The 24,794-nt window shown below is 60.8% G+C and carries 23 protein-coding genes; 10 read left to right on the forward strand and 13 right to left on the reverse strand.

Annotated elements, in window-relative coordinates:
• The first annotated feature begins 3 nt into the window (after window positions 1–3).
• From trbK-alt to N6H05_RS08160, 6 genes are read left to right on the forward strand one after another with little or no spacing between them, the layout of a single operon-like run.
• Entirely contained in the window at window positions 4–393 is a 390-nt protein-coding gene (gene trbK-alt, locus N6H05_RS08135; RefSeq protein WP_155178422.1) for a putative entry exclusion protein TrbK-alt, read from the forward strand.
• Complete coding sequence (gene trbL, locus N6H05_RS08140) at window positions 390–1,730, forward strand: P-type conjugative transfer protein TrbL (protein ID WP_155178424.1); 1,341 nt, start codon at window positions 390–392, stop codon at window positions 1,728–1,730. Before trbK-alt ends, trbL begins: the two co-directional genes overlap by 4 nt.
• A gap of 6 nt (window positions 1,731–1,736) precedes the next feature.
• Window positions 1,737–2,420 carry a conjugal transfer protein TrbF gene (gene trbF / locus N6H05_RS08145; RefSeq protein WP_155178426.1) on the forward strand — a complete coding sequence of 228 codons (684 nt, stop codon included), beginning with the start codon at window positions 1,737–1,739 and terminating at the stop codon, window positions 2,418–2,420.
• Window positions 2,417–3,439 carry a P-type conjugative transfer protein TrbG gene (gene trbG / locus N6H05_RS08150; protein WP_155178428.1) on the forward strand — a complete coding sequence of 341 codons (1,023 nt, stop codon included), beginning with the start codon at window positions 2,417–2,419 and terminating at the stop codon, window positions 3,437–3,439. The genes trbF and trbG overlap by 4 nt, the downstream gene beginning before the upstream one ends.
• Window positions 3,439–4,701 carry a TrbI/VirB10 family protein gene (locus tag N6H05_RS08155; RefSeq protein WP_155178430.1) on the forward strand — a complete coding sequence of 421 codons (1,263 nt, stop codon included), beginning with the start codon at window positions 3,439–3,441 and terminating at the stop codon, window positions 4,699–4,701. The genes trbG and N6H05_RS08155 overlap by 1 nt, the downstream gene beginning before the upstream one ends.
• Window positions 4,698–4,919 (forward strand): DUF2274 domain-containing protein, encoded by a 222-nt coding sequence (locus tag N6H05_RS08160; protein ID WP_155178432.1) that lies wholly within the window; start codon window positions 4,698–4,700, stop codon window positions 4,917–4,919. The genes N6H05_RS08155 and N6H05_RS08160 overlap by 4 nt, the downstream gene beginning before the upstream one ends.
• A 19-nt stretch (window positions 4,920–4,938) precedes the next feature.
• On the opposite strand, the gene N6H05_RS08165 is transcribed toward N6H05_RS08160, so the two are convergent.
• The 4 genes from N6H05_RS08165 to N6H05_RS08185 all read right to left on the reverse strand — a co-directional run bounded on the left by N6H05_RS08165 (window position 4,939) and on the right by N6H05_RS08185 (window position 8,552).
• The gene (locus N6H05_RS08165; RefSeq protein ID WP_155178434.1) at window positions 4,939–5,244 is read right to left on the reverse strand and encodes a hypothetical protein; all 306 of its coding nucleotides are present in this window, start codon (window positions 5,242–5,244) and stop codon (window positions 4,939–4,941) included.
• Between the two features lie 86 nt (window positions 5,245–5,330).
• A complete protein-coding gene (locus N6H05_RS08170; RefSeq protein WP_174834971.1) occupies window positions 5,331–6,242 on the reverse strand; it encodes a LysR family transcriptional regulator in 912 nt (303 codons plus the stop codon).
• 470 nt (window positions 6,243–6,712) lie between these two features.
• Window positions 6,713–7,912 carry a 3-oxoadipyl-CoA thiolase gene (pcaF, locus tag N6H05_RS08180; RefSeq protein ID WP_155178438.1) on the reverse strand — a complete coding sequence of 400 codons (1,200 nt, stop codon included), beginning with the start codon at window positions 7,910–7,912 and terminating at the stop codon, window positions 6,713–6,715.
• A gap of 46 nt (window positions 7,913–7,958) precedes the next feature.
• Entirely contained in the window at window positions 7,959–8,552 is a 594-nt protein-coding gene (locus N6H05_RS08185; protein WP_155178440.1) for an NADPH-dependent FMN reductase, read from the reverse strand.
• Window positions 8,553–8,799: 247 nt separating this feature from the next.
• On the opposite strand from N6H05_RS08185, the gene N6H05_RS08190 reads away from it, so the two are divergent.
• Window positions 8,800–9,528: a nitroreductase gene (locus N6H05_RS08190; protein ID WP_233385652.1), complete on the forward strand. Its 729-nt coding sequence runs from the start codon at window positions 8,800–8,802 to the stop codon at window positions 9,526–9,528.
• Window positions 9,529–9,543: 15 nt separating this feature from the next.
• Window positions 9,544–10,083, forward strand: a complete 540-nt coding sequence (locus N6H05_RS08195) for a 4-hydroxylaminobenzoate lyase (RefSeq protein ID WP_155178442.1) — start codon at window positions 9,544–9,546, stop codon at window positions 10,081–10,083.
• Here the strand turns inward: N6H05_RS08195 and N6H05_RS08200 are convergent.
• Window positions 10,059–11,090, reverse strand: coding sequence for a LysR family transcriptional regulator (locus N6H05_RS08200; RefSeq protein WP_233387977.1), 1,032 nt, complete (start codon window positions 11,088–11,090; stop codon window positions 10,059–10,061). The two genes, N6H05_RS08195 and N6H05_RS08200, sit on opposite strands and share 25 nt — an antisense overlap.
• 243 nt (window positions 11,091–11,333) lie before the next feature.
• Here N6H05_RS08200 and N6H05_RS08205 point away from each other — a divergent pair, with 243 nt between their 5' ends.
• Window positions 11,334–12,689, forward strand: a complete 1,356-nt coding sequence (locus tag N6H05_RS08205) for an aldehyde dehydrogenase family protein (protein ID WP_233387976.1) — start codon at window positions 11,334–11,336, stop codon at window positions 12,687–12,689.
• 381 nt (window positions 12,690–13,070) lie between these two features.
• On the forward strand, window positions 13,071–14,054 hold the full coding sequence (locus tag N6H05_RS08210; RefSeq protein ID WP_174834968.1) for a helix-turn-helix transcriptional regulator: 984 nt from the start codon (window positions 13,071–13,073) through the stop codon (window positions 14,052–14,054).
• A gap of 34 nt (window positions 14,055–14,088) precedes the next feature.
• Here the strand turns inward: N6H05_RS08210 and N6H05_RS08215 are convergent, their stop codons facing one another.
• From N6H05_RS08215 to N6H05_RS08250, 8 genes are all read right to left on the reverse strand, one after another.
• Window positions 14,089–15,198: a DUF2817 domain-containing protein gene (locus tag N6H05_RS08215; RefSeq protein ID WP_155178449.1), complete on the reverse strand. Its 1,110-nt coding sequence runs from the start codon at window positions 15,196–15,198 to the stop codon at window positions 14,089–14,091.
• A 19-nt stretch (window positions 15,199–15,217) separates the two neighbouring features.
• Window positions 15,218–16,228, reverse strand: a complete 1,011-nt coding sequence (locus tag N6H05_RS08220; RefSeq protein ID WP_155178451.1) for a DMT family transporter — start codon at window positions 16,226–16,228, stop codon at window positions 15,218–15,220.
• 13 nt (window positions 16,229–16,241) lie between these two features.
• The gene (locus N6H05_RS08225) at window positions 16,242–17,288 is read right to left on the reverse strand and encodes a threonine aldolase family protein (RefSeq protein ID WP_155178453.1); all 1,047 of its coding nucleotides are present in this window, start codon (window positions 17,286–17,288) and stop codon (window positions 16,242–16,244) included.
• A gap of 72 nt (window positions 17,289–17,360) precedes the next feature.
• Window positions 17,361–18,977: a GMC family oxidoreductase gene (locus N6H05_RS08230; RefSeq protein ID WP_174834965.1), complete on the reverse strand. Its 1,617-nt coding sequence runs from the start codon at window positions 18,975–18,977 to the stop codon at window positions 17,361–17,363.
• 94 nt (window positions 18,978–19,071) lie between these two features.
• The gene (locus N6H05_RS08235; RefSeq protein ID WP_174834964.1) at window positions 19,072–20,538 is read right to left on the reverse strand and encodes an aldehyde dehydrogenase family protein; all 1,467 of its coding nucleotides are present in this window, start codon (window positions 20,536–20,538) and stop codon (window positions 19,072–19,074) included.
• Between the two features lie 111 nt (window positions 20,539–20,649).
• Complete coding sequence (locus tag N6H05_RS08240; RefSeq protein WP_174834963.1) at window positions 20,650–22,839, reverse strand: TonB-dependent receptor; 2,190 nt, start codon at window positions 22,837–22,839, stop codon at window positions 20,650–20,652.
• A 157-nt stretch (window positions 22,840–22,996) separates the two neighbouring features.
• A complete protein-coding gene (locus N6H05_RS08245; RefSeq protein WP_155178461.1) occupies window positions 22,997–23,422 on the reverse strand; it encodes a GlcG/HbpS family heme-binding protein in 426 nt (141 codons plus the stop codon).
• 36 nt (window positions 23,423–23,458) lie between these two features.
• Window positions 23,459–24,691 carry a D-amino acid dehydrogenase gene (locus tag N6H05_RS08250; RefSeq protein ID WP_155178463.1) on the reverse strand — a complete coding sequence of 411 codons (1,233 nt, stop codon included), beginning with the start codon at window positions 24,689–24,691 and terminating at the stop codon, window positions 23,459–23,461.
• Window positions 24,692–24,794: the final 103 nt, after the last annotated feature.

Here is a 24,794-nt window from a genome sequence, read left to right on the forward strand (position 1 = left end):
CCAATGTCCCGCAACGCCAAGATCGCCGGTGTCGCAGCGCTCGGCGGCATCATGCTGGCCGTCGCGCTTGCTGGCTTGCGTGAACCGAACGACCCGCCCCTCGGCGCGGTCCTTCCTACCATTGAGCAGGGAGAGCAACAGAAGCGGCTGACGCGCGAACTGGAGCGTTGCGCTTCGCTCACCATGCCGGATTCCGGGTGCGAGCAGGCATGGGCGGCGAACCGCCGCCGCTTCTTCGGAAAGGATAGCGACGCGCCCGCGACGGCCGGGAATGCATCGCTCCCCGCCGCCTACAATAGCGCGGGCAGCGATGGCAGCCGGGCGAACGAGGCTATCCGGCCGGAGCTGCCCGGCAACTTTGTCGCCGATCAGGCCGGGAGCACCGCGCCATGAGCGATACCGGCATCGTCGATACCTTCCTCGACACCTTCTCCACCTACATCGATTCCGGCTTCGGCCTGCTTGGCGGCGAGGTCGGCTTCCTATCGTCGACGCTGATCGCGATCGACGTGACCATCGCCGGGCTATTCTGGGCCTGGGGCGCCGACGAGGACGTGATCCAGCGGCTGGTCAGGAAAACCCTCTATATCGGCGCCTTCGCCTTCATCATCGGCAATTTCCAGTCGCTTGCGACGATCGTGTTCGAGAGCTTCGCCGGGCTGGGCCTCAAAGCGAGCGGCGGCACGCTGACAATCGGCGAGTTCATGAAGCCGAGCACCATTGCCGCCAAAGGGCTGGATGCGGCGCAGCCGCTGATCGACGCGGCCGAGGCGTTCAGCAGCCTGTGGGCGGTATTCGCGAATCTCGCGATCATCGTCGTGCTGCTGCTGTCCTACCTGATCGTCATCCTCGCCTTCTTCTTCATGGCCGGGCAGGTCTTCGTGACGCTGATCGAGTTCAAGCTGGTGACGCTGGCCGGGTTCGTCCTGCTCCCGTTCGCCTTCTGGAACCGCACCTCGTTCATGGCCGAAAAGGTGCTGGGGCATATCGTCTCCAGCGGGATCAAGGTGCTCGTGCTCGCCGTCATCATCGGGATCGGCACGACCTTGTTCAGCACGTTCACGGTCACGATCGGACCCGAGCCCAACGCGCGGCAGGTTCTGGGAATCGCGCTCGGCGCGCTGTCGCTGCTCGGCCTGTCGATCTTCGGCCCCGGCATCGCCAACGGCATCGTCTCGGGCGGCCCGCAGCTCGGCGCGGGCGCAGCGGCCGGAACCGTGCTGGCGGCAGGCGGCGCGCTGGTCGGTGGCGCAGCCGCCGCGAAGCTGGGCCTGGGCGCTGCCGCCTCGACCATAGGCGCGACCGGCCGGATGACCGGCGCCGCCGCACGAGGCGGCGCGCGCATGGCTGGCGGCGCAGCGGGCGCTTACAGCGTCGGCTCGTTCGGCAGGAGCGGCGCGGGCGCGGTGGCGGGCGGCATGGCCGCTGTCGGACAGAAGGCGGCGAGTGGCGCTGCCAGTGCCGCGTTCTCGCCGCTGCGCCGGATGGCCGGAAAAGCCGGCGCATCCATGAAGGATAACTTCCGCACGGGCGCCCGCGCCGGCCTCGGTGCTGCGCCCGCATCGGGAAGCTCCGCGCCCGCAGCCCCGGCTTCCGCTCAGCCCGCATGGGCCTTGGCCATGAAGAACCGCCAGTCCGCCAGTCACGGCGCGACCGTGCTCGCCCACACGATGAAGGCCGGCGACAGCCACGGCGGCGGCGCCGGTCCCGACGTCAAGGAAAGGGAATGATCCGAAATGTTCCGACGACCCACCATCCGCTACGGCGAGACCCCCGAGCCCGCCACGCCCTATCAGCGCGCAGCGCAGGTCTGGGACGACCGCATCGGCTCCGCCCGCGTGCAGGCCAGGAACTGGCGCCTCGCCTTCTTCGGCGCGCTTGCCTTGTCGGGCGGGCTCACCGCCGGCCTCGTCTGGCAATCCGCCCGCGGCCACATCGTTCCCTGGGTGGTCGAGGTCGATCGGCTGGGTGAAGCGCAGGCGGTCGCCCCGGCCGAAGCCGGCTACCGCCCGACCGACCCGCAGATCGCGTTCCATCTCGCCCGCTTCATCGAGCAGGTCAGAGCGATCCCGGCCGATCCGGTTATCGTCCGCCAGAACTGGCTGCGCGCCTACGACTTCACGACCGATCGGGGAGCGGTGGCGCTCAACGACTACGCCCGCGCCAACGACCCCTTCGCCAATGTCGGCCGGGTGCAGGTCGCGGTGGACGTGTCGAGCGTGATCCGGGCATCGCCCGACAGCTTCCGCGTGGCCTGGATCGAGCGGCGCTATCAGGACGGTAGCCTCGCCGCCACCGAACGCTGGTCCGCGATCCTCACCGTCGTCGTGCAGCCGCCGCGCACGCCCGACGCCCTGCGCAAGAACCCGCTCGGCGTCTTCGTCAACGCTTTGAATTGGTCAAGGGAGCTGTCGCAATGACGCACACGCCATTTCGCCGTTCCGCCTCGGCGGTCCTGCTTGTCTCCGCCACCGCGCTCGCCGGCTGCGCCACCACATCGGCGAAGCCGCCCTCCATAGCCTACGACGATCCGCCGCGCGAGATCGCGGCGACGCCGGCCGCGGAACCGCCGCGCCCCGTCGAGGTGGTGACGATCCCCGAACCTCTGCCGCTCCCCGGCCAATTGAAGCCGGTCGCGGCCGGAGCGGCGACTTCCGAGCCCGCCGATCCGCGCCGCCGCGTCGGGGCAGCCAACGCCGCCGCGCGCATCCAGCCCACCCGCGACGGCTATGTGAACGCGATCCAGCAATATCCATGGACCGAAGGTGCGCTCTATCAGGTCTATGCCGCGCCCGGACAGGTGACGGACATCGCCTTGCAGGAAGGCGAGCAGCTCGTGGGGCCGGGGCCGGTCGCGGCCGGCGATACGGTCAGGTGGATCATCGGCGACACGGTGAGCGGCAGCGGCGCGACGGCGCGCGTGCATATCCTCGTGAAGCCGACGCGGCCCGACCTTTTCACGAACCTCATCATCAACACTTCCCGGCGCACCTATCATCTGGAGCTGCGCGCGACGGCTTCGACCTACATGGCGTCGGTATCGTGGACCTATCCGCAGGACGCGCTGATCGCCTTGCGCGGGGCCAACGCCGCCGCGGCATCCGCCGCCCCTGTGGCGAGCGGACTCGACCTCGCCGCGCTCAATTTCCGCTACCGGATCGAGGGCGACCGCGTGGCCTGGCGTCCGGCCCGTGCGTTCGACGACGGCCGGCAGGTGTTCGTCGAGTTTCCGGCCGGGATCTCGCAGGGCGAGATGCCGCCGCTGTTCGTGACCGGCCTGGCCGACGACGCCGAGCTGGTCAATTACCGCGTGCAGGGCCGCTACATGGTGGTGGACCGGCTGTTCACCGCCGCCGAGCTGCGCCTGGGCGACCGGCGCAGCGAGCGGCGCGTGCGGATCGTGCGCGACGGCGCGGAACCGCGCCGCAGGGGGCGGTGATGGCCGATCCCGCCGCCACGCCCGTCCAGCCTGCACGTGAGCAATCTGTGCCGGCCGCGCCGCAGGCATCCCCGCAACCCGCATCCGCGAATCCCGCCGCCTTCCAGCTTCGCGGGCCGGCGCCGCGCGTCATGCGCCTGTCGAGGAAGGCGCTGGCCACGCTCGGCGTCGTCGCCGGCTTGAGCATCGGCGGCTCGCTTTATTATGCGCTCGCGCCCAAAGGGGAGAAGGCGGCCAGGGAACTCTACAATACCGACAGCCGCGCCGCGGCGGAGACCATCACGTCGGGGCCGAAGGATTACGGCCAGGTTCCGAAACTCGGAAAGCCGCTCCCCGGCGATCTCGGCGGGCCGATCGTCTCGGCGCAGCAGCGCGGGCAAGACGTGCCCGCGCCGCCGATCGGCGCGCAGCCCGATCCGCGCGCCCAGGCCGCCGAAGCTGCGCGCCAGCGCATCGCCCAGGAACGCGACGCCGCCCGCACCAGCACGGTGTTCCTTGGGCAAAGCGGTGCCGGGGCCGTCGCGATGCCATCCTTGCCCGGATTGGCGATAGCAGCGCCGGACACCTCCGCTCCGCAATTCCCGGAACAGCAAGACGGCTCAGCGGCGCAGGGCGATCAGGCCGGAAAGCGGGCGTTCATGGCGCAGGCCGCCAACCGGCGCACAGTCAGCGCCGAGCGGCTGACCGCGCCGGTTTCGCCCAACATCGTGCAGGCGGGCAGCATCATCCCCGCCGCACTCATCACCGGCATCCGCTCCGACCTGCCCGGCCAGATCACCGCCCAGGTGACGGCTAACGTCTATGACAGCCCCACAGGGCGCATCCTGCTCATTCCGCAGGGCGCGCGACTGATCGGCGAATATGACAGCGAGGTTGCTGCGGGGCAGACCCGCGTGCTGCTCGCCTGGGACCGGCTCATCATGCCGGACGGCCACTCTATCGTTCTCGAGCGCCAGCCCGGCGCCGATGCGGCGGGTTATGCCGGCTTGCAGGACCGCGTGAATCAGCATTGGGGCAATCTGCTGAAAGCCGCAGCGGTCTCGACCTTGCTCGGCGTCGGGACCGAGCTGGGGGCCGACAGCGAGGACGACCTGACTCGCGCGCTCCGTCGCGGCTCGCAGGACACCATCAATCAGACCGGCCAGCAGATCGTGCGGCGGCAATTGAATGTGCAACCGACACTCACCATCCGGCCGGGGCATCCGCTCAGGATCGTCCTGACCCGCGACCTTGTATTGGAGCCCGTTGGAGGCACACGATGACGAAACTGAAGCTGGGGCCGATCCCGGAGGACAAGCCCGTCAAGCTCGCCGTGGAGTTGCCCGCCACCGTGCATCGCGATCTCGTCGCCTATTCAGACGCGCTCGCGAAGGAGACCGGGCAACAGCCGTTCGCACCGGAGAAACTCGTCGCGCCGATGCTGGAGCGGTTCATGGCGACCGACCGCGCCTTTCGCCGGCATCGCGCGCAGGGGAGTTGAAGGCGGTGTAAATCCCGCCTCAGTTGCCGAAGAACCGCTTGTGCCGCGCCCTGCCGTCCGCCTCCGTGACGGCCATCTCGGCATTGAAGCATTCGTCGCCGCGCACCGAGCCTTCCGCGCATTGCGTCAGAACCTGCCGGGCCTCGCCGAGATGCGCCGCAAAATACTGCTTGCCGCGCGGCTCAGCCGGCGAAGCAGCGGGAGCCGGGCTCGCGACGACTTGCGCCTGCTCGACCGGCGCGATTACCGGCCGGAGCACGAAACCCGCTCCGAACCCGACGATCAGCGTGACCAGCACGATGATGAGTGTCTTGCCTTGCGCCATGACGCGCTCCTTTCTCCGGTTGCAAATCAGGCCGGCCATTGGTTGCGATCCGGCTTGTTAACGTCGCATGTCACTGTCTCGCGCGTTCACGGAATGTCGAACGACAGTGCATGGCGGTCGCGCACGAAGGCGAGGAACCGCCGCAGTGCGGGATTGCCGTTGTCCTCTCGCCAATAGCCGGAATAGCTGACGAACGCCGGTCCCTGCTCGCCGAGGATGGGCCGATAGACGACGTCGGGATAGCGCGCGCCGGTCCCACCCTCGCAGATGATCGAGACACCGAGCCCGCCGCCGAGCACGCTCAGTATCGCTTCCCGGCTCGCCTGGTGCATCCTGATATCGGGAGGCTCGCCCGCCATCATCAGACGGCCGAGCAGTATGTCGCGAATCTCCGGGCCGGGATCGGCGCCGGGCAGCAGGAAACGCTCGCCACGCAGATCGGTCCAGTGAACGGTCTCGCGCCCGGCCAGGACATGACTGTCGGGCAGGGCGATCATCACGCGCTCGTTCCAGAACGACGCGTGCCGGAAATCGGCGTGGTTCGCTTCGCCCACCAGGATCGCGATGTCGATCTCGCCCGTATCGAGGCCGGCAAGCAATGCGCCCCGGTCGGCCTCCACGCCATCGACCTCGACGTCGGGGTGGGCCGCGCGCCAGCCCAGTATCGTCGCGCGCAGATGGCCGGCCGAAATCGCGCTGTTGTGCCCGATCATCAGCCCGCCGGCGCGGCCCTGACCAGCCGCCCGCATCATTGTCGCCATCTTTTCCGCGTTCGCCACCATCGGTCGCGCCGCGCGGATGAACTGCGCGCCGGCAAGGGTCATGGTGACGCCCGCTTGCGAGCGATTGAAAATTCTGCCGCCGATCACCCGCTCCAGCTTCAGGATGGCGCGGCTCAGGGTGGATTGCTCGACGTCTAGCGCCCGCGACGCGCGATATAAGCTGCCGTGATCGGCTGCTGCAATGGCAAATCGGAGTTGGCGAATGTCGAAAGGCATCGGAACTCCTTCGACATTCATTCCACGCGAGGCGCGGTCAGAAGTGACTGATAACTTCTGGCTTGGCGGCTTTTGGCAAAGCATCTCAGCGTTGTTTCAATACTGGAGAGGACCGAATCCTTAGTTACGTCGCCAGGATGGACGGCCACCCGAACCGTCAACAGCGGATGAAGCACCTGGCGAGCAAGCGCTGCGGAGGCTAGAGAAGACGCCGTCCTTGCAGTCGATCTGCTTGCCCAGGTGATCACTGGTGCGGTCGAAGTCCCCCTACGGTGTCTCAGGGAATGAGAACCGAAGCTCATGCCGCAGGAGGCGGCCTGCACCAAAGCGACAAGGACGCCTCTCGACTGTAGGCTACTCGAAGCCGTGACGGGGTAGTCGGCGAACGCCATACAAGTCGATCGACTAAGGTGCGGATACAGCGAGGCCACGCGATCATGCCTACTTTCTAATTTCGACGCCCGGCCGCCTCAGATTTTTTCGAGCAGTATTGCGACGCCTTGACCGACTCCGACGCACATTGTGCAGAGAGCCTTGCGTGCACCGCTGCGAATGAGTTCCTCAGTCGCTGTGAGTACGAGCCGCGTGCCGGACATCCCAAGGGGGTGGCCCAGCGCGATTGCTCCACCGTTCGGATTGACGTGGTCGGCACAGTCGGGAAGGCCGAGTAGCCTCAGGACCGCCAAACTCTGGCTCGCGAATGCCTCATTGAGCTCGATCACATCGATCGAGCTCAATGGGATGCCGAACCGCTCAAGGAGTTTCTGGCTCGCTGGCGCGGGCCCGATCCCCATGATGCGGGGTGCCACTCCCGCGACAGCTGCCCCGAGGATTTTCGCCCGCGGCGCAAGCCCGTAGGAGTCAACTGCTGCCTTGCTGGCCACAACGATTGCGGCAGCCCCGTCGTTGATGCCGCTCGAATTGCCGGCGGTTACTGTCCCGCCATCACCGGCGATGGGCTTCAATGCCGCTAGCCGCTCGATTGTAGTCGCACGAAGATGTTCATCATGCTCGAATTTTAGTTCTGTGCCCTTTGGCCCAGCGACCCTCACCGGTACGATTTCCAGTGAAAGCCGCCCACTTATTTGGGCGGTAGCCGCACGACGCTGGCTTTCCAAGGCGAAGGTGTCTTGGTCGTCTCGGCTTATACCGAACTCGTGCGCGACGTTTTCGGCGGTCTCCGGCATGGAATCGGTTCCGTATCGCTCCTTCATCAGGGCATTTGCGAACCTCCAGCCTATGGTGGTGTCATGGATCACGTTGGCGCGCGAAAACGCGCTTTCCGCTTTTGGCAAGACGAATGGCGCCCTAGACATGCCTTCCACACCGCCGGCCACTATCAGATTTGCTTCTCCTGTCTTGATCGCGCGAGCAGCAAGGATGACAGCGTCCATCCCCGAACCGCAAAGCCGGTTGACCGTCGTACCCGGGCATTGCTCGCCAAGACCAGAAAGCAGAGCCGACATACGTGCGATGTTACGGTTGTCCTCGCCTGCCTGATTGGCACAGCCAAGAATTACCTCATCGACATTTCCATCGATAAGCGGCCACTCGGACTTGAGAGCGGAGAGCGGCACCGCAGCGAGATCGTCGATCCGAATACTGGACAGACTTCCGCCATAGCGTCCGATGGCGGTGCGCACGGCCCCGCAGATATAAGCTTCGCTCAAGTCAGTTTCCCTCTGTCGCGTCAGACCGAGCGGCCGGTCAATTTCGTCAGCCGGATATCGCGTGATTGTCAGGCGCATTCGCCCAGTTCGTCATGCGGATGACATCCTCCAGCTTTCGCAACTGAGCTTCGATCATGGTACGCAAGGTGCCATCGAGAAGCTGCGAACGATCCTCGCTGAACTTGCTTGGCGCCAGACCCACGAAAATCTCGGGCGTCGCTACCAGATTGGCCTCAAGAAAGGTCAGCATCATCCGCATGTGATATTGCATTCGCGCTCCACCGAGCGGGCCGGCGCTCGCGGACTGAAGAGCAACAGCCTTTCCTTTCAGCGGCTGATTCTCGACTCGCGAAAGCCAGTCGAAAGCATTCTTCAGCGCTCCCGGGATGGTCCAGTTATATTCTGGACTCACAATTACCACTCCGTCGGAGCGGCGAATGGCTTCCGCCAGCGCGAGGACTGCTTCGGGTGTCCCGGCGCGCTGATGTTCATCGGCGTCATAGAATGGAAATTCAGCAAAGGACGGCGCGGTATCCATCGCAAACGATGCAGGTGCGAGCGACGGGAGCAGGCGGAGGAGTGCCGAGTTGTAAGACCCTGCCCGGAGGCTCCCGCTGATCATAAGTACGCGTACCGACATTCCGTATCCCCATGCAGAAAAGATCTGCAGCGACCTATCGTCTTGTGATGATTAGCGTCAAACTTGGGGCTTTGATCGTTCCCTGGAATTTTATCTTTAATAAACAGGAAGTTGTAGTCGCTTCATGCTCGTGATGAGAGTGCCGCATTTGGGTAATGCGTACTATTCACTTCTGAGTGATCGATCCGGGTGGCAAATCCGAAGGAGCATTGCCCCGTTAGTGCAGGCATTTTTGGAGCCGTACAGGTTGAGACCTCTCAGTGAAAAACGAGCGACCCTTCGGGTTCGGGATCGTGATCATGCTTCGATCGACGACGTCATCCGGTCGAGGACCTCGACGCGAAAATTCAGGACCGAGCCGGTTGGGGAGGAGCTGGTACGCGAAATCCTCGATGCCGCGCGGCACGCGCCGAGTGGAGCGAACATCCAGCCTTGGCGGGTTTATGTGGTTTCCGGCGAAATTCAGCACAAGATCGGCTCGACTCTCCTCCTGGCGCATGAAACTGAGAAAGACAGCTACGCTTCCGAGTATGCCTATTATGCGGAAGAGCTGCCGGAACCCTATCTTTCCCGGAAGAAGGACTTCGGCAGAATATTCTACGGATCACTGGGAATCGAGCAGGCCGACATGACGGGACGTGCACGACAGACCGGCAAGAACTATGGATTCTTCGGCGCTCCGGTCGGTCTCATCGTGACGATTGATCGACGTCTGGAACAGGGCAGCTGGCTGGATCTGGGAATGTTCCTGCAGAATATCATGCTGAGTGCAAAAGGGCGTGGCCTGAGCAGCTGCCCTCAGGAAACGTTCGCGAAGTACCACAAGCTATTGCGGACACTTCTCCCCATTGCAGATGCGGAAATGGTCGTTTGTGGAATTTCCATGGGCTTTGAGGAGGACGGCAACGCCATTGAACCTCGTTTGATGCCCAGAGCGCCAGTCGATGAATTTGCATGTTTTCTCGGCTTCAATTGAGGATTGGATTTATCCATGGGACATCGCGATCAGCTGATCGAACGCAGCATTTCCTTTCTCTCTGAAGTGAAGGACATGACCGCAAGCCGCGACTTGGAAGTCTGGCTGAACGAGAAGTACGGCCCCGCTACCGACACATATCGTGAACTCGCTACACTCATTCGATACGGCATCGACGAAGGTTGGGCGGCAAACCAGGAGATCGCTGGCAAGAGCTATCGTCGCAGCCGAATCATCGAGCCAGGGCCAGAAACCTTTCATTTCAGCATTACCGCCGTCTTCATGGACAGCAACGATGCGCGTGCCATTCGCGACGCGGACGGAGAGATCATCTTGCGTGGCGACTACCATGGTCATCCCTACGGTGAGTTGAACATGGTGGTTCCGATAGACGAGGGTGCCCAACTCCGCGGCTTGCACGGCTGGCAAGGTCCGGGCTGGACGGCTCCGGACCCAGGAAGTCGGCACTATCCCGAGGTGCGTGGCGGTGCGGTGATTGCATTGTTCTATCTTCCGGCAGGCCGCATCAGCTATGACTTTGCTCCGCCTAACTGATCGCCGTCGGAAACCAGACGAGATACCAAGCTCCGCAAAATGCTTCTGAACCATATCAATCCTTCATCCTTGTCGGATCGCTGGTGCCAGATCATGCCGATCTGCTGTGAGGCACAGGGATAGGGAAGTTTGTCGAGCCTTACTGGATGGGTCCTGCAGAAATGTGCGCCTAGCGGGTGTGGAATGATGGCGGTGAGATTTGCCTCCACGACAAGCTCGGGCAATAGCAGCGCATGGGGGATGGCCAACAATGGACGGGGTATCAAGCCGCAATTCCGAAATGCGCGCTCAAGTGCTGCCTTGTCGTACATCTCGGTTCTTCGGCCCAATCCCCTTTCATAGATGAAGCCGCCGATTGCGCCCTCTTCTTCGCCGCCGACGGACACCACGGCCAGTCGCCGGCTATGCAGTTGGTCGGATCTCTCGATAGGCGTGCTGCCAATGGGAGAGATCAGCACGTCGCGATAGGCAGCCATCGGATCGAACCGCATGTGCTCGGGCCATTCTGAGAAGCTTCCCAAGGCCACATCGATCCGACCGAGATCAATCATCTCTCCCAGATCCACGCGCGTGCCCGGTTTGACGACTAGAGATACACCGGGCGCGCTGCGCCCGAACTCGCGCAGCAGGTTTTGAACCGTGAGTATCGAGAGTGCGTCGCTCGCGGCCAGCGTAAACGTACGATCCGATGTGGCAGGATCAAATTCTTGCCGTTCAACAGCTGTCCGAACTATCGCCAGCGCCGCCACGATCTCCGGAGCGAGTTCCAGCGCGCGTGCCGTTGGCTTGAGACCCCTGCGTGTTCTCAGAAATAGGTCGTCGCCGAGCTGGTCGCGGAGGCGGGCGAGGGCGTGGCTGACCGCCGATTGGCTCGTGCACAGCAGGCGACTGGCCCGGAGGGCGCTCCGCTCCTCCATGACCGCCGCGAAAACGCGAAGGAGGTTGAGGTCCAGCTGTTTGAACGATGGGGCCATTGAACCATATTGCCGGAAAAGACGGACAAGCACTTTTGTTCTGGCCGCTCAGACATTTGAAGGCTTCCATATGGCTGCACAAACGAGCCGCATCGGAAGGGATGCGTAATGTGCAAGTCCGCATAAGCAAATGACCGCCGGGCAAATGTGGCAGCTAGCCGTTCCCCGCATAAACTTCCCGATCATCGATTGTCCGTGAGGCGGACGAGGCTCGGAGGCAACGGCATGGAAAACTATAGGATGTTGGTAGGCGGTAGCCTCATCGACGGAGACGAGATGGCCGATGTCATCAATCCGGCAACGGCAACGGTCGTTGCGAAAGCGCCTGTGGCAGACGCTGCTATTGTCGAAGCCGCCGTCTCAGCAGCGCATGCAGCGTTCGCGAGCTGGTCCATCGTGCCTCAGGCCGAGCGCGGCCAACTTGTCGCGCAACTTGCGAGTGGCATCGAAGCACAAAGCGCAAAGTTTGCTCGACTCCTCGTCGAGGAGCAGGGCAAGCCTCTCGGACTTGCCGAAATGGAAGTCGGGCAAACGGTTTACATTTTGCGCGCGTTTGCGAGCATGGAAACGACCGAGGAAGTCCTTCGCGATAATGAGGGAGAACGCATAGTCGAACATCGCACGCCGCTCGGGGTCGTCGCCATGATTACCCCCTGGAACTTCCCATTGCTTCTGCTGGCCACCAAATTGGCTCCGGGTCTGACTGCCGGCAATTGTGTCGTTGTCAAGCCAGCCCCGTCGACGCCCTTGACAACTCTGCTTCTGGGCGAGCTTTGCGCTGACATTTTCCCTGCCGGTGTCGTGAACATCATCAACGGACCAAGCCAGATCGGAGCGCTGCTGACGGAACACCCACTCATCGCGAAGATCGCGTTTACAGGTTCGACGAGCACGGGGCGCCACGTAATGGCGAGCGCCGCATCGACGATCAAGCGCCTGACCTTGGAACTAGGTGGCAATGACGCTGCCATCGTGATGAACGATATCGATCCTGAGGAAGTCGCCGAGCGCATTTTCGCTGGCGCAATGGTGAACTCGGGCCAAGTCTGTGTCGCCATAAAGCGGGTATATGTTCACGAGAATGTGTACGATGCGGTATGCGAGCGGCTAGCGGCCCTTGCTGAAGCTGCGGTCGTCGGTGATGGTTTTTCTCAAGGTGTGCAATTCGGGCCGTTGCAGAACGAAGCGCAATTTGCGCGCGCAAAAGAGTTTCTCCGGGAGGCTGCGAGAGATGGCACGATCATTGCCGGCGGCGATCCTATCGACCGACCGGGCTATTTCATTCCCCCGACGATCGTTCGTGATATTGACGACAGCGCGCGGCTGGTGACCGAGGAGCAATTTGCTCCCATTCTTCCGATATTGAAGTATGTCGACCTTGACGATGTCATTGCGCGCGCCAATTTTGGTACGTTCGGATTGGCCGCTAGCGTCTGGGGCAAGGATCTCGATGCCGCCTATGGCATCGCTCAAAAGCTCGATGCTGGAACGGTTTGGGTAAACAAGCATTTCGACCTCCCGCCGGATGTGCCTTTCAGGGGGGCAAAGCAGTCGGGCCTCGGCGCAGAGCTCGGCCGCGAGGGCATGGCCGAATACAGCCAGCCCAAGATCATTAACATGGCCACTCAGTAGAGTCGGCTTCTTGGTTGATGGCCGGAGGCGAATCGGTTGTGCGATAGCGCCGAAAAGGCTATAGTGTCAGTTTGATCGAAAGAGTGAATCAAAGTGAGTGACGTCAACTCAGATGAATGAGCCGCAATAACGATCGATATCGTTGTTGCGGCGATGAGCTGGATGCAGTCAACGCCTAGCGTGCTGCGTGCAGGATGCCGCTATATTTCTGCGGAGTTCTGTCATGCTGGCGTTGACTCGGCGCTATCGCCGTCACCTGTCTTCCTATCTATTTGACGCAGTAAATGCGGCGTATGAGCCATTGCTGCGCTCATATGATCAATATCTTCATGTTCGACGCATGTCGTTCGTCGGTTCGTGGCACATCGGGGAGGAATCCCTATGACAGCCATGCTCGCAGAACGAATGCTGAATCTGGTCCCACGCGACTACGAGATCGTCGAGCGCGAAGATGTCGGTTTGACCGCTCTGATCGCGACACGGCCGCAAAGGATGGACGCGGAGGGGTTCCGGAACGTCCTGATATTCCCAGGTGGTGTAACGGTAAGCTGGGCTTCGCTCCATCGTCTCCGAGATGTGCAAGAAAGTGAGGAGAGCGATGGCGCCCTCCGGATCCACATACGCATGGCAGGGCGTTCCATCATCACTTCTGCATCAGCTCGATCATTCGAAATCGAACCAAGAAGCTGCACCGTACCAATCAGCCCTGCGGGAGTGGTGCGTACTCAAAGCTTTTTTTCGGGGGACGAAGAGCGATCTGTAACGGTTTCGTGCGACAAAAACTACTTGATAGAGTATCTCGGCTTGGACCCGAGCCTATACTCCGGGGCGCTCAGTGACTACCTGAACGACGTGAACGGGATATGCGGGATCATATCTACCGATTTGTCGTTCGAGCTTCGAGAAGCGGCCGCCGCTTTCTTCGAGGCTGCTGGTGCACCGTTCGCTCGCTGTCTCCTTCTGCAATCCAGAGCCAATGACATCATTCGCATCTTCTTCGAGCAGATTGTTCGGCGAGATGCTCGCGGTTCGCAGCCGCGGTCAAGAGACAGACTCGCTGTCGCTCGCGTCATGAAAATCCTTGAGGACAGGTATCAACAGCCGCCGCCTGCAAACGAAATTGCTCGCCAAGCCGGCATGAGCTTGTCGAAGCTTAGCAAGCTGTTCAAGGCAGTCGAGGGTAAGACGATGATGGAATATCTCCTCATGGTAAGGATGCGGCGGGCTTTGGACCTGATGCGTGAGGGCGATCTGTCGATAACGCAGATTTCTTACGAAGTCGGATACGAGTACCCGGCCAATTTTTCGACGGCTTTCCGACGGTTTTTCGGCACATCGCCTCGTGAAGCACTGTCCCAAGTCTGACCCAAGGCGAGGCTGGACGCTTCACCTGCCGAGCTTAACATCGGTCTGGCAAGCGGCGAGAAATGTCTGCGAGCACCTGGTCGAAAATCTGCTCGCCTCGATGCAGAACATAGTTCTGCCAGTGCGGATCGTCGGGCGCGAAGAAAGCTTTGAAAGCATCGCGTGCCGCTTTGAGCCTCGGATCGTCAGGCGTGCTGGCGAGATGCCGGGTATGGCGATGCTCGTTGATCATTGCAGCGACGAGCTGCGGCTGCGGTAGCGTGCCGATCTCGAGCACGCCGGCGATTACTTCCGCGTCTGGAAGCATCGCTTCGTAACCATCAGTCGTGTGACCGGTCGTTTCATACGTGGTGGCGGTAGGGCGAGCCCGAGGAGCGAGAATCCAATCGCCGAATACCTCGTGAGCTCGTTCGAGCTTCGAGCCCGTCTGCATCGCGACAACGCAACCATGAGCGTAAGGCCCGTAGCCGGTGTGATAATCTACCATGTAGACGTGCCGCGCTGATCTCCCTTCCTCAGTGATGATTTGCTCGATCGTGCTGCGGGACCAGGCCGGTTCCTTCCCCCCAAAGCCAATGCCGCTCGGGAAATGATACTGTCCGGAGAGGGCCACGTTGATGAAGGCTCCCAAGCCATTTTCCTCGATGAACCTTTCAATGATTGCGTCGGAACCTGCGACATCCGCAGGTTCCAGAGAAGCAGAGTCGATCGCCTCCTGAAGATCGATGAGCCTTTCCGAAACCTCTGTCTGCGTCGGAAATACGGTGAAGTTTCGGCACAGGTCTACATTGTCTTCCGTATAGCGCCGGCCATGAGCCGAGCCCCAGGGGTTGATAGCATGGATCAGCACGACCTTGACGTCCGCAGGCAAGGCAGCGAGCTTTCCGCCATTGACCAGGTCGATCTGACAGGCGGAACCTGCGATCAGTTCAGGGCCATGAACGCCGGAGGTGAGGAAAACGGTGTTGGCCGCTTGTGGGGATCCGAAGACAGCTACATCCACGTGTAGAGGCTCACCGGATGGTCCGCTTAGTGGATGTTCGATCGAATAGATCCTTGCAGCTTTGCCCGTCGTAGCCTGCAGAAAGTTATCACGTGCTGCCAAGTACGTTTGATTGAATACCTGCAGGTTTTTAGACATCATCGATCTCCTTTAGGAAAATCTAGGGGAGGTGTGGTTGGGACGCTTTTGCCTCTTTGGCGAAAATGATTGAGCGCTCATCGAGCAGACACGTGTTGATCTTCGGGTTTTCGGCTCGGCTGCCCGATCGATGGTTGACCAGATAAAGTCCGAGACCGACGAGCGCTCCGCCGATAATCTGATGGAGCCCCAGCACCGAACCAAGAAAGGGCACAGCGAGGAGGGATGTGAAGAGGGGAGCAAGGAAGAGGAAGCTGCTTGCCCGTGTTGCCCCACCCTTGGACAGAGCGACGAACCAAAGCCCAAATGACCCGGCCGAAGCAGGTATGGAAAGCCAGAGAAACCATATTACCTGGGCAAAATCGAGATGTGTCGGCCAGCGCTCACACTTAAGCTGCGCGATCGACATGAGAGTTAGGGCACCAACGAGCATCTGCCAGAAGTTGAGCGTGGCAGGCCGCAGGTTTGGCTGAAACTTTCTATGTGCAATTGTTGCCCCCGCCCAACAGAAGGCGGCCGCGATAGCCAGCCCGTGGCCAATCAAGCCGTTTGCGGACACCGTGATCTTGCCCCCGACGATGACGGGGATACCTGCGCATCCGACGACCATGCCAAGGCGATTTATCCGGTTGAGCTGCTCACCCAGCGCCCTTCCTGCGACGAGCATCACGATCAACGGGTTCGTGAAGAGGAGGATCGCAACGGTCGCAGCATCGATGAAGCGCATAGCTGCAGACACCAACGCCATGACCGCCGCAATCTGAAGGAGACCGAGCAGCAGCGTCAGGACTGCATCGCGCCGGCGGGGCGAACGCCAGCGAAATCCATCGCGTGGAGATTCCATCAGAAGAAACGGGAGAAGTGAGAGCGTCGCAACGAGAAAGCGGCACCCCGATAGCAGCAGCGGAGGCAAGCCACTCTTCAAGAGCAACTGTGTCGCAACAAAGCTTGAACCCATTAGGAAGGTCGATGAAAAGATTATAACCAAAAAGCTGGCGCCTTGCCCCGAAGGCGACCTCGAAAAAGGAGACATGGTCTAATTTCGGTCAGCTCAGGATTTCCGCGAAGTCCTGCAGATCGGTCGCATCGTTCATTGGACTTGTTACAAAGCGATATAGGCCCTCGTCTCCAGCGATGGCTATTTCGGTCTCTAAAGATGCGCGCCTGTAGAAGAAGGCTCCAGCCGCTTGAAGTCTCTCGGCTTCTTTGATTTTCATGATCGCGAAGACAATGTTGGCTTCGGGCGTCCAAGCGATCCGAGCTGCACCAGATCGCATCAGTATTGCAGTTAGTTCCGCCGCAAGCCTGTTAGCCTGCCTCGCCCACTTCCGCCAATTGTCTTCTGAAAGATAGGTTTCGAGCTGGGCAGAGATGAAGCGGGACTTTGAGAACAGATGCCCGGCCTGCTTTTGTGCATAAATCATATGTTCCGCATACCGAGGATTGAATACGAGGAGCGCTTCGGCGCACCAGCAGCCATTCTTGCTCGCACCGAAGGAGAGCATGTCGACGCCCTGCCTCCATGTCATGTCGGCGGGTGTGACATCGAGAGCGACGAGAGCGTTTGCAAACCGAGCCCCATCCATGTGGACCGCGATATTCCTCTTTCGGGCTATGGACGCGATTTCAGCAATCTGATCGAGCTGATAGAGGGTGCCCCACTCGGTCGCCTGTGTAAGCGTAACTGCTGACGGCTGACCGACGTGGACAAAGCCCTCCGGCAGTCGGCCGAGCGCAGCAGCAAACTTCTCAGGGGCAATTTTGCCCAGCGCGCCTTCGACAGGGGTGATCCGCAGGCCTCCGCCGATCTTCTCGATGGCTCCACATTCTTCTTCGAACATATGCGCATTTGCATGGCTGAACACCACGCCGCCGGGGCGACCAGCTGCCGACATCGCAAGACTGTTGGCAGCGGTGCCGGTTCCCACGAGAAACATCTCGAGATCGTGCTCGAATATCTCCTGGAAGCGATGGACGAGCGATCGATCGAGTTCGGAATTGCCATATGCGGCGGCGAAGCCGTCGCAATGGTCGACGAGAGCCTGAGCCACTTCAGGAAGGGCGCCCCCCCAGTTATCGGAAGCGAAATGCATCGGTCATATCTCCCTGGCCAAGCGATCGATCGTGCGTACGAGGGCCATCGGCTCCTGCGGTACGATATCTCCTCAGTGGCTTCTTCGGATCAGATCGGCCGCCCGTTCGCCAATCATGATGCACGGTGCATTTGTATTCGCGCTAACCAGCGTCGGCATGATCGAGGCATCCGCAACGCGAAGACCGGTGACGCCCTTGACGCGCAACTCCGGATCGAGAACCGCTGTCGGCCCAATTCCCATCGCGCAAGTGCCAGTCGGGTGGTACATCAGGAAGGCGCTCTGACGGATATACTCGATCCAATCAGCGTCGGTTTCGACCTGCTTTCCGGGTAAGCGTTCACCTTTGTCATATTCACTGAATGGCTTGGAACGGAAAATCTTGCGCACGATCCGGCATCCTTCGATGAGCTGCTTGATCTCATCATCTCCGCCGAGCAGCTCATGTTGGATAATCGGCCGCTCACTTGGATCGGTGGAGCGGAGCAGCAACTGACCGCGCGTCTCGGGCCGGCAGATGTTGATGGCAACGCCAATTGCCGCACGCTTGTACAGGTGTACGCCGTCCGGCGTGAAGTCGTACGCGATCGGCGAGAACGACAGTTGGATGTTGGGCCACTCGAGATGGTCTCGCGTGCGAATGAACGCGAGAGCGGAGGCAACGCATGCCGTGGCTGGCCCTCGCCCAAACAAAGCGAAGTTCAAGCCATGCTTGACTATCCTGGCGACGCTTTGCACTTCGACATTGAGGCTATCGATGCCGACATGGGTCGACATCAACACTCCGGGATGTTCCTGCAGATTTTGCCCCACTCCCGGGGAATCGACGACAACAGGGATGCCATGCTCGCCAAGATGCTTTGCCGGGCCAATGCCCGAGAGCATCAATATTTTCGGCGACGACAACGCGCCGCCGCAAAGAATGACCTCCTTGTTTGCCAAGTAGCGAACCGTGCGCCCGTTCTGAACGCCTTCGACGCCGATCGCGCGGCCTTTCTCGATCAGTACCCGACTGACCATGAAATGCGTCTCGACCTTCAGATTGGATCGGCGCTTCGCCTTGGCCAGATAGGCGCGTGCCGTTGAATGTCGCCAACCCTTGTTCTGGGTGGCTTGGCAGGGGCCGATACCCTCTTGCTCGGCACCGTTGGTATCCGGATTGTGCGGAATCCCCGCACGTACGCCAGAAGCGATGAATGCGTCGGCCAACGTGGTCGATAGGCGGGCATTCGATACGCGCAGAGGGCCCTTGTCGCCGCGAAAGCGCGAGCCGCCGTTTTCGTTCGTCTCGGCCTTGTTAAAGAACGGAAGCACGTCGTCATAGGACCAGCCCTTGCAGCCGAGCTGAGCCCATTGATCATAATCGCCGCGATTGCCGCGAACATACATCATCCCGTTGATCGACGAGCCGCCGCCGAGGACTTTGCCGGCCGGCCACATGTCTGCTCGATCGTTTCGTGAGGCATCCGGTTCCGCTTGATAGAACCAGTTGTACTCAGGATTCATGATCGCTTTGATCGAGCCCGCCGGAATCCGAATGAAAGGCGAGCTGTCCCACCCGCCGGCTTCGAGCAACGCGACCTCAAAACGCTTCTCTTCGCTTAGCCGAGATGCGACCACCGCGCCACTCGAACCGCCCCCAACGACGATAAAGTCCGTAGTTCTAATATCTTGCACAATGCCCTCCATGTGAAGGCCGCTCTAGCGCACCTCGGAAAGTTGGACTTTTGCGGTAGTCGCAAACAGATTTGGCGCTTGGGCCGATCTGCGATGTCGGCGGTGGCTAGCGATCCAGCGGCGCGAGGCAGCCAATTTGCTCCACGGCCATCCGACGGCTGTAGCTGGAGAGAGCGTCAACGCCGAACTCGATTCCGTAGCCGGACTGACCGGCAGGCTCCAGTGGAAGCGCCAGACCAGTCGCCGAGTCCTGACCAGCGACGGACTTGATCTTCAAATGACCGACGCAGAGTTCCTGCCGTAACATGTTGGCTCGAGCCAACTCGCCGGTCCAGAGCGTCATCGCCAACCCGTAGCCGCCGAGGCCGGCCAGTCTCACGGCATCGGAGATGCTATCATATGGAACGACTGCAAGGATCGGACCGAAATATTCATCTCGCAATATCGGCGATGTTGGGTCATCCGCTCTGACCACTGTCAGCGAATGATTCAGCATGTCGTGCTGCACGGGACGACCATCGCGGATGACTTGTTCGCCGCGACCGAGGGCCATGTCGACTGCCGATCGGATCCTGTCCGAATGAGCCTTGGACGCCAAGGGCCCGAATTTTGTGTTCGGCTCGAGAGGATCACCCGGCAAGAAATCTGCTGCAGCGGCTACGAGAGCGTCCGAGAATTGGTCAATACGATCGCTTGGGACGAGGATTTTTGAGCGGGCGACGCAAAGCTGACCGCTATTTGCATATGCTTCCGCTACAGCGTCGATGGCTATGCCCTGATAGTCGGTCATGTCGTCAAGAACCACGATCGCGTTCTTTCCTCCGGCCTCGATGATAGCAGGCACGAGCCGCTCGGCCGCGAGCTTGGCGACAGAGCGGCCCGTCTGGGTCGAGCCCGTGAAGGCAAGCATTGCAACCCCGGGATGGCTGCAGAGCGCTGCGCCCGTCGCCGCTCCGCCAGGGAGGACAGACAGCAGACCGACGGGGATGCCCGCCTCTTCGGCGAGGGTGCCAATCAGTATCGCGGAGCGGGGCGAAATCTCGGACGGTTTCAGCACCATGCCATTGCCGGCCGCGAGTGCTGGCCCAACTTTCATGGCGGCGTTTATACTTGGGTAATTCCACGAGACCATCGCGCCAACGACACCGTAGGGCACTCTCAGCGACAGAGAGATCGCCTCGCGCGACGACGCAATGACTTCTCCGCAAGCCTTGTCGATTGCCTGAGCGTACCAGCGCACAATGTGAGCGGCAACGCAGGCTTCCATCGTCGCAACGGCTATCGGTTTGCCCATGTCGACACAGTCGAGCATGCCGATGCGCTCGGCGGCGGCCTCTATTGCGTCGCCCCACCGCAGCATCGCCATTCGCCGTTCACTCGGCGCGAGCCGGTGCCACAAACCAGCAGCTCGACCCGCTGAACCGACGGCCCGCTCGACATCAGCGTGTCCGCCGGCGCGAAACTGAAGGGCTCTGTCCGGAGCGGTCGGGCTCGTCCAGTCGATGACTTCGCCGCTCATCGGGGTCAGGCTCCCGATAATTCCATCAAAGCTCGTCATGTCGATCTCGGTCACGGCAAATCCTTTGACAGCGAAGCAGCGTTTCGCTGCGGGCCGACGCTCCTTAACAAGGACACGATTCCTGAGTGGTCAAAGCCGCCGGCCAGTGAGGCCGGCGGCGGATGTTCACCAGCTGTAGTTCAGCTTCACGCCAAACTTGCGAGGTGGAAGCACCGAGGCGCGGGTGAACGGTTGGAACGGCGGTGCGAACCGGCGTGTAATGTTGAAGTTGTCCGTCACATTGTCGACGTAAACGGTCAGCTCCCATCGGTCTCTCTTCAGACTGGCGCGGAGGTCGAGCTGGTCATAGGATTGAACCTGCAGGATCGGATCAAACGGAGGAGCCCCGTTACCGGAATAATACGGCCCCACATAACGATAGTCGGCTGCGAGATTGAGTTCAGTGTCACCGATCGAGACAGTGTAATCTGCGCCGCCTGAAGCAGTCCACTTGGGGACATAAGGCAACGCATCGCCGGTCAGATGGGATCCTACCGGGCTCGTAATAGAGGTGAAGCGCGCGTCGGTATATGCAGCGTTCCCGCGAATCTTGAATCCGCGGAACGGCATGGCGGTTGCTTCGAACTCGAACCCGCGGTTACGGGAGGCACCGACATTGGCAGTGACACCGACAGGGAGACCGGTGACCGGGCTGATGGCAACAGAAGCCAGCTGCATGTCGTCCACCTGAACGATGAAACCAGCAACGCTGGCGATCAGGTGTCGGTCAAAGAGCGACGCTTTCAGCCCCACCTCATAATTGGTCGACTTTTCGTTGTCGAAAGCGATCCCAACGGCTGCACTGCTACCCGGATATTTGTCAAAGCCGCCTGAGCGATAACCTCGCGACACAGTCGCGTAAGTCATGACATCAGGCGTCCAGTGAACGGAGAATGAAGCGGACGGCGAGAAATTGCTGAAGCTTTTTGACGTGACTCCGCTGAACGCGTCGTTCGCGCCCACAGCCGGCACGATCACGACGCCCTGCTGGAATGCCCGCGTCCGCTCCCAGCCATATCGCCCGCCGACAGTCAGCTCGAAGCGATCGTTGAACTTGTAGCCGACTTGACCGAAAGCGGCCCAGCCGCGACGCCGCAACCTCGTCGCTTCCCGCACGTCGTTGGCGGGATTGAAAATCGGCGGAAAGGCGCAGATCGTACAGCCAGACAAGGCGAAATTGCGGTTCTGTTCGTGGATATCCTGAAAGGCGTACAATCCGCCAAGCCATGTGAAAGACCCGCCGCTCCTCGACTCGAAACGAAGTTCTTCGGAGAGTGCTGACTGGGTCGTGCGCTGGTCCTGAAAGTTGTCGGGGTCCGAATATCCATCAAAGTCGTACCAGAATTCGGTCTTTACGTGCTGATATCCGGTGATCGACTTGATCGTAAACGCCGGAAGATCGTACGACATGGTTAGAGAGCCGCCAAAGCTCGTGTCGGGCGAGACAACCTTGCGATCATCGAGTGTGGCATAACGCTTCGCGCCGTCGTCCACGACGCCGTAACCGAGATAACCGTTTCTGTTGCGAGAACCATCCAGTCGGAGAATGATCTCGAAGTCTTCGGTGGGCAATGCGCGAAGCACGAAGCGCCCGGCCAGGCTGCGAAGCGTATCCTGATCCTTGTCGATGGTCAGGTTGTGGATGTAGCCATCGGTGCTGTAATATTGACCAGAAAGGCTAGCGAAGAGCTTGTCCTCCACCAATGGGCCGCTGAAACTCGCGCCGAGGCGAACGCTATTGAAGTCCGCATATTCTGCGCGCAGCTTCCCACGAAAGGTGCCGTCGGGCTTCGCGGTCACAATGTTCAGTGCACCGCCTTCGGTGTTTCTGCCAAAAAGGGTACCTTGCGGCCCACGCAAAACCTCGATGCGCTCCAAGTCGAGGAAGCCAGTGTCGAATGCCAGGCTCGGTTGATAGACGCCATCGACGAAGGTTCCGACAGCGGGATCGTTGGATGCCGCCGCTCCGACGCCGCGAAGTACGAGATAGGTCTGGTTGGGAAGCGGCCCGAACGCCTGGTTCTGGCTGGTGAAGAGGCTCGGAACCGTCCCGATCAGGTTTGTCACATTGTCGATGCCCTTCTGTTCGAGGGCAGCTCCGCCGATCGCCGAGACCGCCACCGGGATATCCTGGAGGCGTTCTTCGCGCTTGCGGGCGGTAACGACAATGTCGAGCGATCCGCCCGATGAGGACGCGGAAGAATCTTGAGGCGCCTCGGGTGTCGCCTGCCCGAAGGCTGGCGTCGCCGATCCGGCCAGAACAGTAGCGGCAAGCAGGGCCGCTACCGACCCGTTCGTTCTATTCGACCGAGACATAAACCCCCCTTATTATTTGCTGGAAGGAGCCGTACGCATGCCGCGCCAGCTGCCTGTCCAACTTCATAAGGCGAACGTCCTCCTCGCTGCTTTTGCCAATCTCTCTTCAATCATTGCACTTATGTGAAATACCTTTGCCGCGTTGCGCGGGCAATGATCAGTCCTTCGCGAACAGATTTGCCTCTTCGATGCCCGCAAGTGCACAAGCTTCGTCATTGTCCGAGGTGTCGCCGGTAACGCCGACGGCACCCAGTGTCTGGCCGTCGCTGTCAACCACGATCACTCCTCCGGCGGCCGGCACCATACCGAGAGGCGCTATGCCTACGAGCGAGTTGAAAAATGTCGGTCGTTCGGCCGCGATCGCCGCGATCGAGCGGGAAGAGACGCCGAGATTCAAGGCGCCGGCCGCCTTCGCGATAGCAATTGCTGGTCGAAGATGCGACGCGCCGTCCGCTCGGTGCAGGACTATTGTATGACCTCCCGGATCGAGCACGGCTACGCATAGCGGCTTCAGTCCTTTTTCGGCACCGGCCTTGAGAGTGCGAAGTGCAATATTCTGGGCTTGCTTCAAGCTTAGGATCATTCTCGAAATCCTTCTGATGAATAATGTGGATCGAAGCTACGCGGCGAAGTCGCTGTCCAGGCGCATGGCGATCATCTCGGCAGTTGCAGCGGAAAGCGTCCAGCCAAGATGGCCGTGGCCGGTGTTGTAGTAGACGCCACGCACTCTCCCCGGCCTGACAACAGGCAGCATATCGGGCGTCATGGGGCGCAGGCCTGCCCATGGGGTGACGCTGTCAGTATCCATTTTGGGGAACAGGCGTTCCGACCAGCGCAGCAACGGGCGGATCCGGTCAGCGCGAATATCTAGGTTGAACCCATTGAACTCTGCGGTGCCGGCCACCCGGAATCGATCTGGACCGAGGCGGCTTGTGACGATCTTCGCAGCGTCGTCGAGCAGGCTGACACTCGGTGCAGCTGTTCGGCTCTGCTCGTCTCTCAAGTTTACAGTGATGGAATAGCCCTTCACCGGATAAATGTTTACTTTCTCGCCGAGCTTTCTGGCGATTTCTCGGCTTTCAACCCCTGCGCAGACAACGATGGCATCAGCTGTCTGAGAGGCGATCGGCCGACCACTCTCGTCATCGGTCAAGCTGATGGTACAAATCCGGTTCTGTATCTCCACTCGCCGGACAGCAGCTCCAAACTTGAAAATCACGCCTCGGCGTGCACACGCATCTGCGAGCCCGCGTGTGAACTTGTGGATGTCGCCCGTGGCGTCCCCCGGGGTGAAGAATCCGGCGTGAAGAGCGCCTTGCAGGCTCGGCTCGATCGCGCGCATTTCTCCAGCTGACACTGCGTGCCTTTCGAGCCCGCCCTTGAGGAGGAGGGCGTTGCCCACTTCGGCAGCACGAAACTCCTGTTCATTGTGGTAGAGATGAAGGATTCCGCATCGCTTCAGATCGAAATCGATGCCCTCTGCTTCCGCAATGGTGAACATATGCCTTCGCGCGTCGAGTGCGAGACGAACGGTCGCGATCGTGTTTCTTTCGTGCCGAAAGATATTGCCGCAAAACTCGGCGAGCCACCCGTATTTGTGAAGGCCGGGCTTGAGGTTCAGCAACAACGGCGCGTCATTTTTCAAGAGCCATCTCATACCCTTTGCGATGGTGGCCCAGCTGTTCCAGACTTCGGCATTGCTTGCGGAGAGCTGGCCACCGTTGGCAAATGAGGTGACCATCGCCGGATAGCGGCGACGATCGTAGACGGTGACTTCATGACCGCGGACAGCCAAGCTGTAGGCGGTTGTTACGCCGGTAATGCCGGCGCCGATGATGCTAATACGTGCCACTGGGAGCCGCTCCCCAAAAGGTGGTGGATGCGCCCCATCTGTCCGCTGTGCCTGAGATCGCTATCCCGTCGGCGGGCACCCAGGCGGGCGCCACTCTCCAGAT

The organism is Sphingobium sp. WTD-1 (assembly GCF_030128825.1).
Taxonomy (GTDB): domain Bacteria; phylum Pseudomonadota; class Alphaproteobacteria; order Sphingomonadales; family Sphingomonadaceae; genus Sphingobium.

Excerpts from the sequence above, each read along its gene's own strand:
- trbF (WP_155178426.1), top strand. The coding sequence starts at position 1,737 with ATGTTCCGACGACCCACCATCCGCTACGGCGAGACCCCCGAGCCCGCC.
- trbK-alt (WP_155178422.1), top strand. The coding sequence starts at position 4 with ATGTCCCGCAACGCCAAGATCGCCGGTGTCGCAGCGCTCGGCGGCATC.
- N6H05_RS08215 (WP_155178449.1), bottom strand. The coding sequence starts at position 15,198 with ATGATGTCTAAAAACCTGCAGGTATTCAATCAAACGTACTTGGCAGCA.
- N6H05_RS08245 (WP_155178461.1), bottom strand. The coding sequence starts at position 23,422 with ATGATCCTAAGCTTGAAGCAAGCCCAGAATATTGCACTTCGCACTCTC.
- N6H05_RS08195 (WP_155178442.1), top strand. The coding sequence starts at position 9,544 with ATGGGACATCGCGATCAGCTGATCGAACGCAGCATTTCCTTTCTCTCT.
- trbG (WP_155178428.1), top strand. The coding sequence starts at position 2,417 with ATGACGCACACGCCATTTCGCCGTTCCGCCTCGGCGGTCCTGCTTGTC.
- N6H05_RS08160 (WP_155178432.1), top strand. The coding sequence starts at position 4,698 with ATGACGAAACTGAAGCTGGGGCCGATCCCGGAGGACAAGCCCGTCAAG.
- N6H05_RS08210 (WP_174834968.1), top strand. The coding sequence starts at position 13,071 with ATGACAGCCATGCTCGCAGAACGAATGCTGAATCTGGTCCCACGCGAC.
- N6H05_RS08205 (WP_233387976.1), top strand. The coding sequence starts at position 11,334 with ATGGCCGATGTCATCAATCCGGCAACGGCAACGGTCGTTGCGAAAGCG.
- N6H05_RS08170 (WP_174834971.1), bottom strand. The coding sequence starts at position 6,242 with ATGCCTTTCGACATTCGCCAACTCCGATTTGCCATTGCAGCAGCCGAT.
- trbL (WP_155178424.1), top strand. The coding sequence starts at position 390 with ATGAGCGATACCGGCATCGTCGATACCTTCCTCGACACCTTCTCCACC.
- N6H05_RS08165 (WP_155178434.1), bottom strand. The coding sequence starts at position 5,244 with ATGGCGCAAGGCAAGACACTCATCATCGTGCTGGTCACGCTGATCGTC.
- N6H05_RS08240 (WP_174834963.1), bottom strand. The coding sequence starts at position 22,839 with ATGTCTCGGTCGAATAGAACGAACGGGTCGGTAGCGGCCCTGCTTGCC.
- N6H05_RS08230 (WP_174834965.1), bottom strand. The coding sequence starts at position 18,977 with ATGGAGGGCATTGTGCAAGATATTAGAACTACGGACTTTATCGTCGTT.
- N6H05_RS08225 (WP_155178453.1), bottom strand. The coding sequence starts at position 17,288 with ATGCATTTCGCTTCCGATAACTGGGGGGGCGCCCTTCCTGAAGTGGCT.
- N6H05_RS08220 (WP_155178451.1), bottom strand. The coding sequence starts at position 16,228 with ATGTCTCCTTTTTCGAGGTCGCCTTCGGGGCAAGGCGCCAGCTTTTTG.
- N6H05_RS08155 (WP_155178430.1), top strand. The coding sequence starts at position 3,439 with ATGGCCGATCCCGCCGCCACGCCCGTCCAGCCTGCACGTGAGCAATCT.
- N6H05_RS08185 (WP_155178440.1), bottom strand. The coding sequence starts at position 8,552 with ATGTCGGTACGCGTACTTATGATCAGCGGGAGCCTCCGGGCAGGGTCT.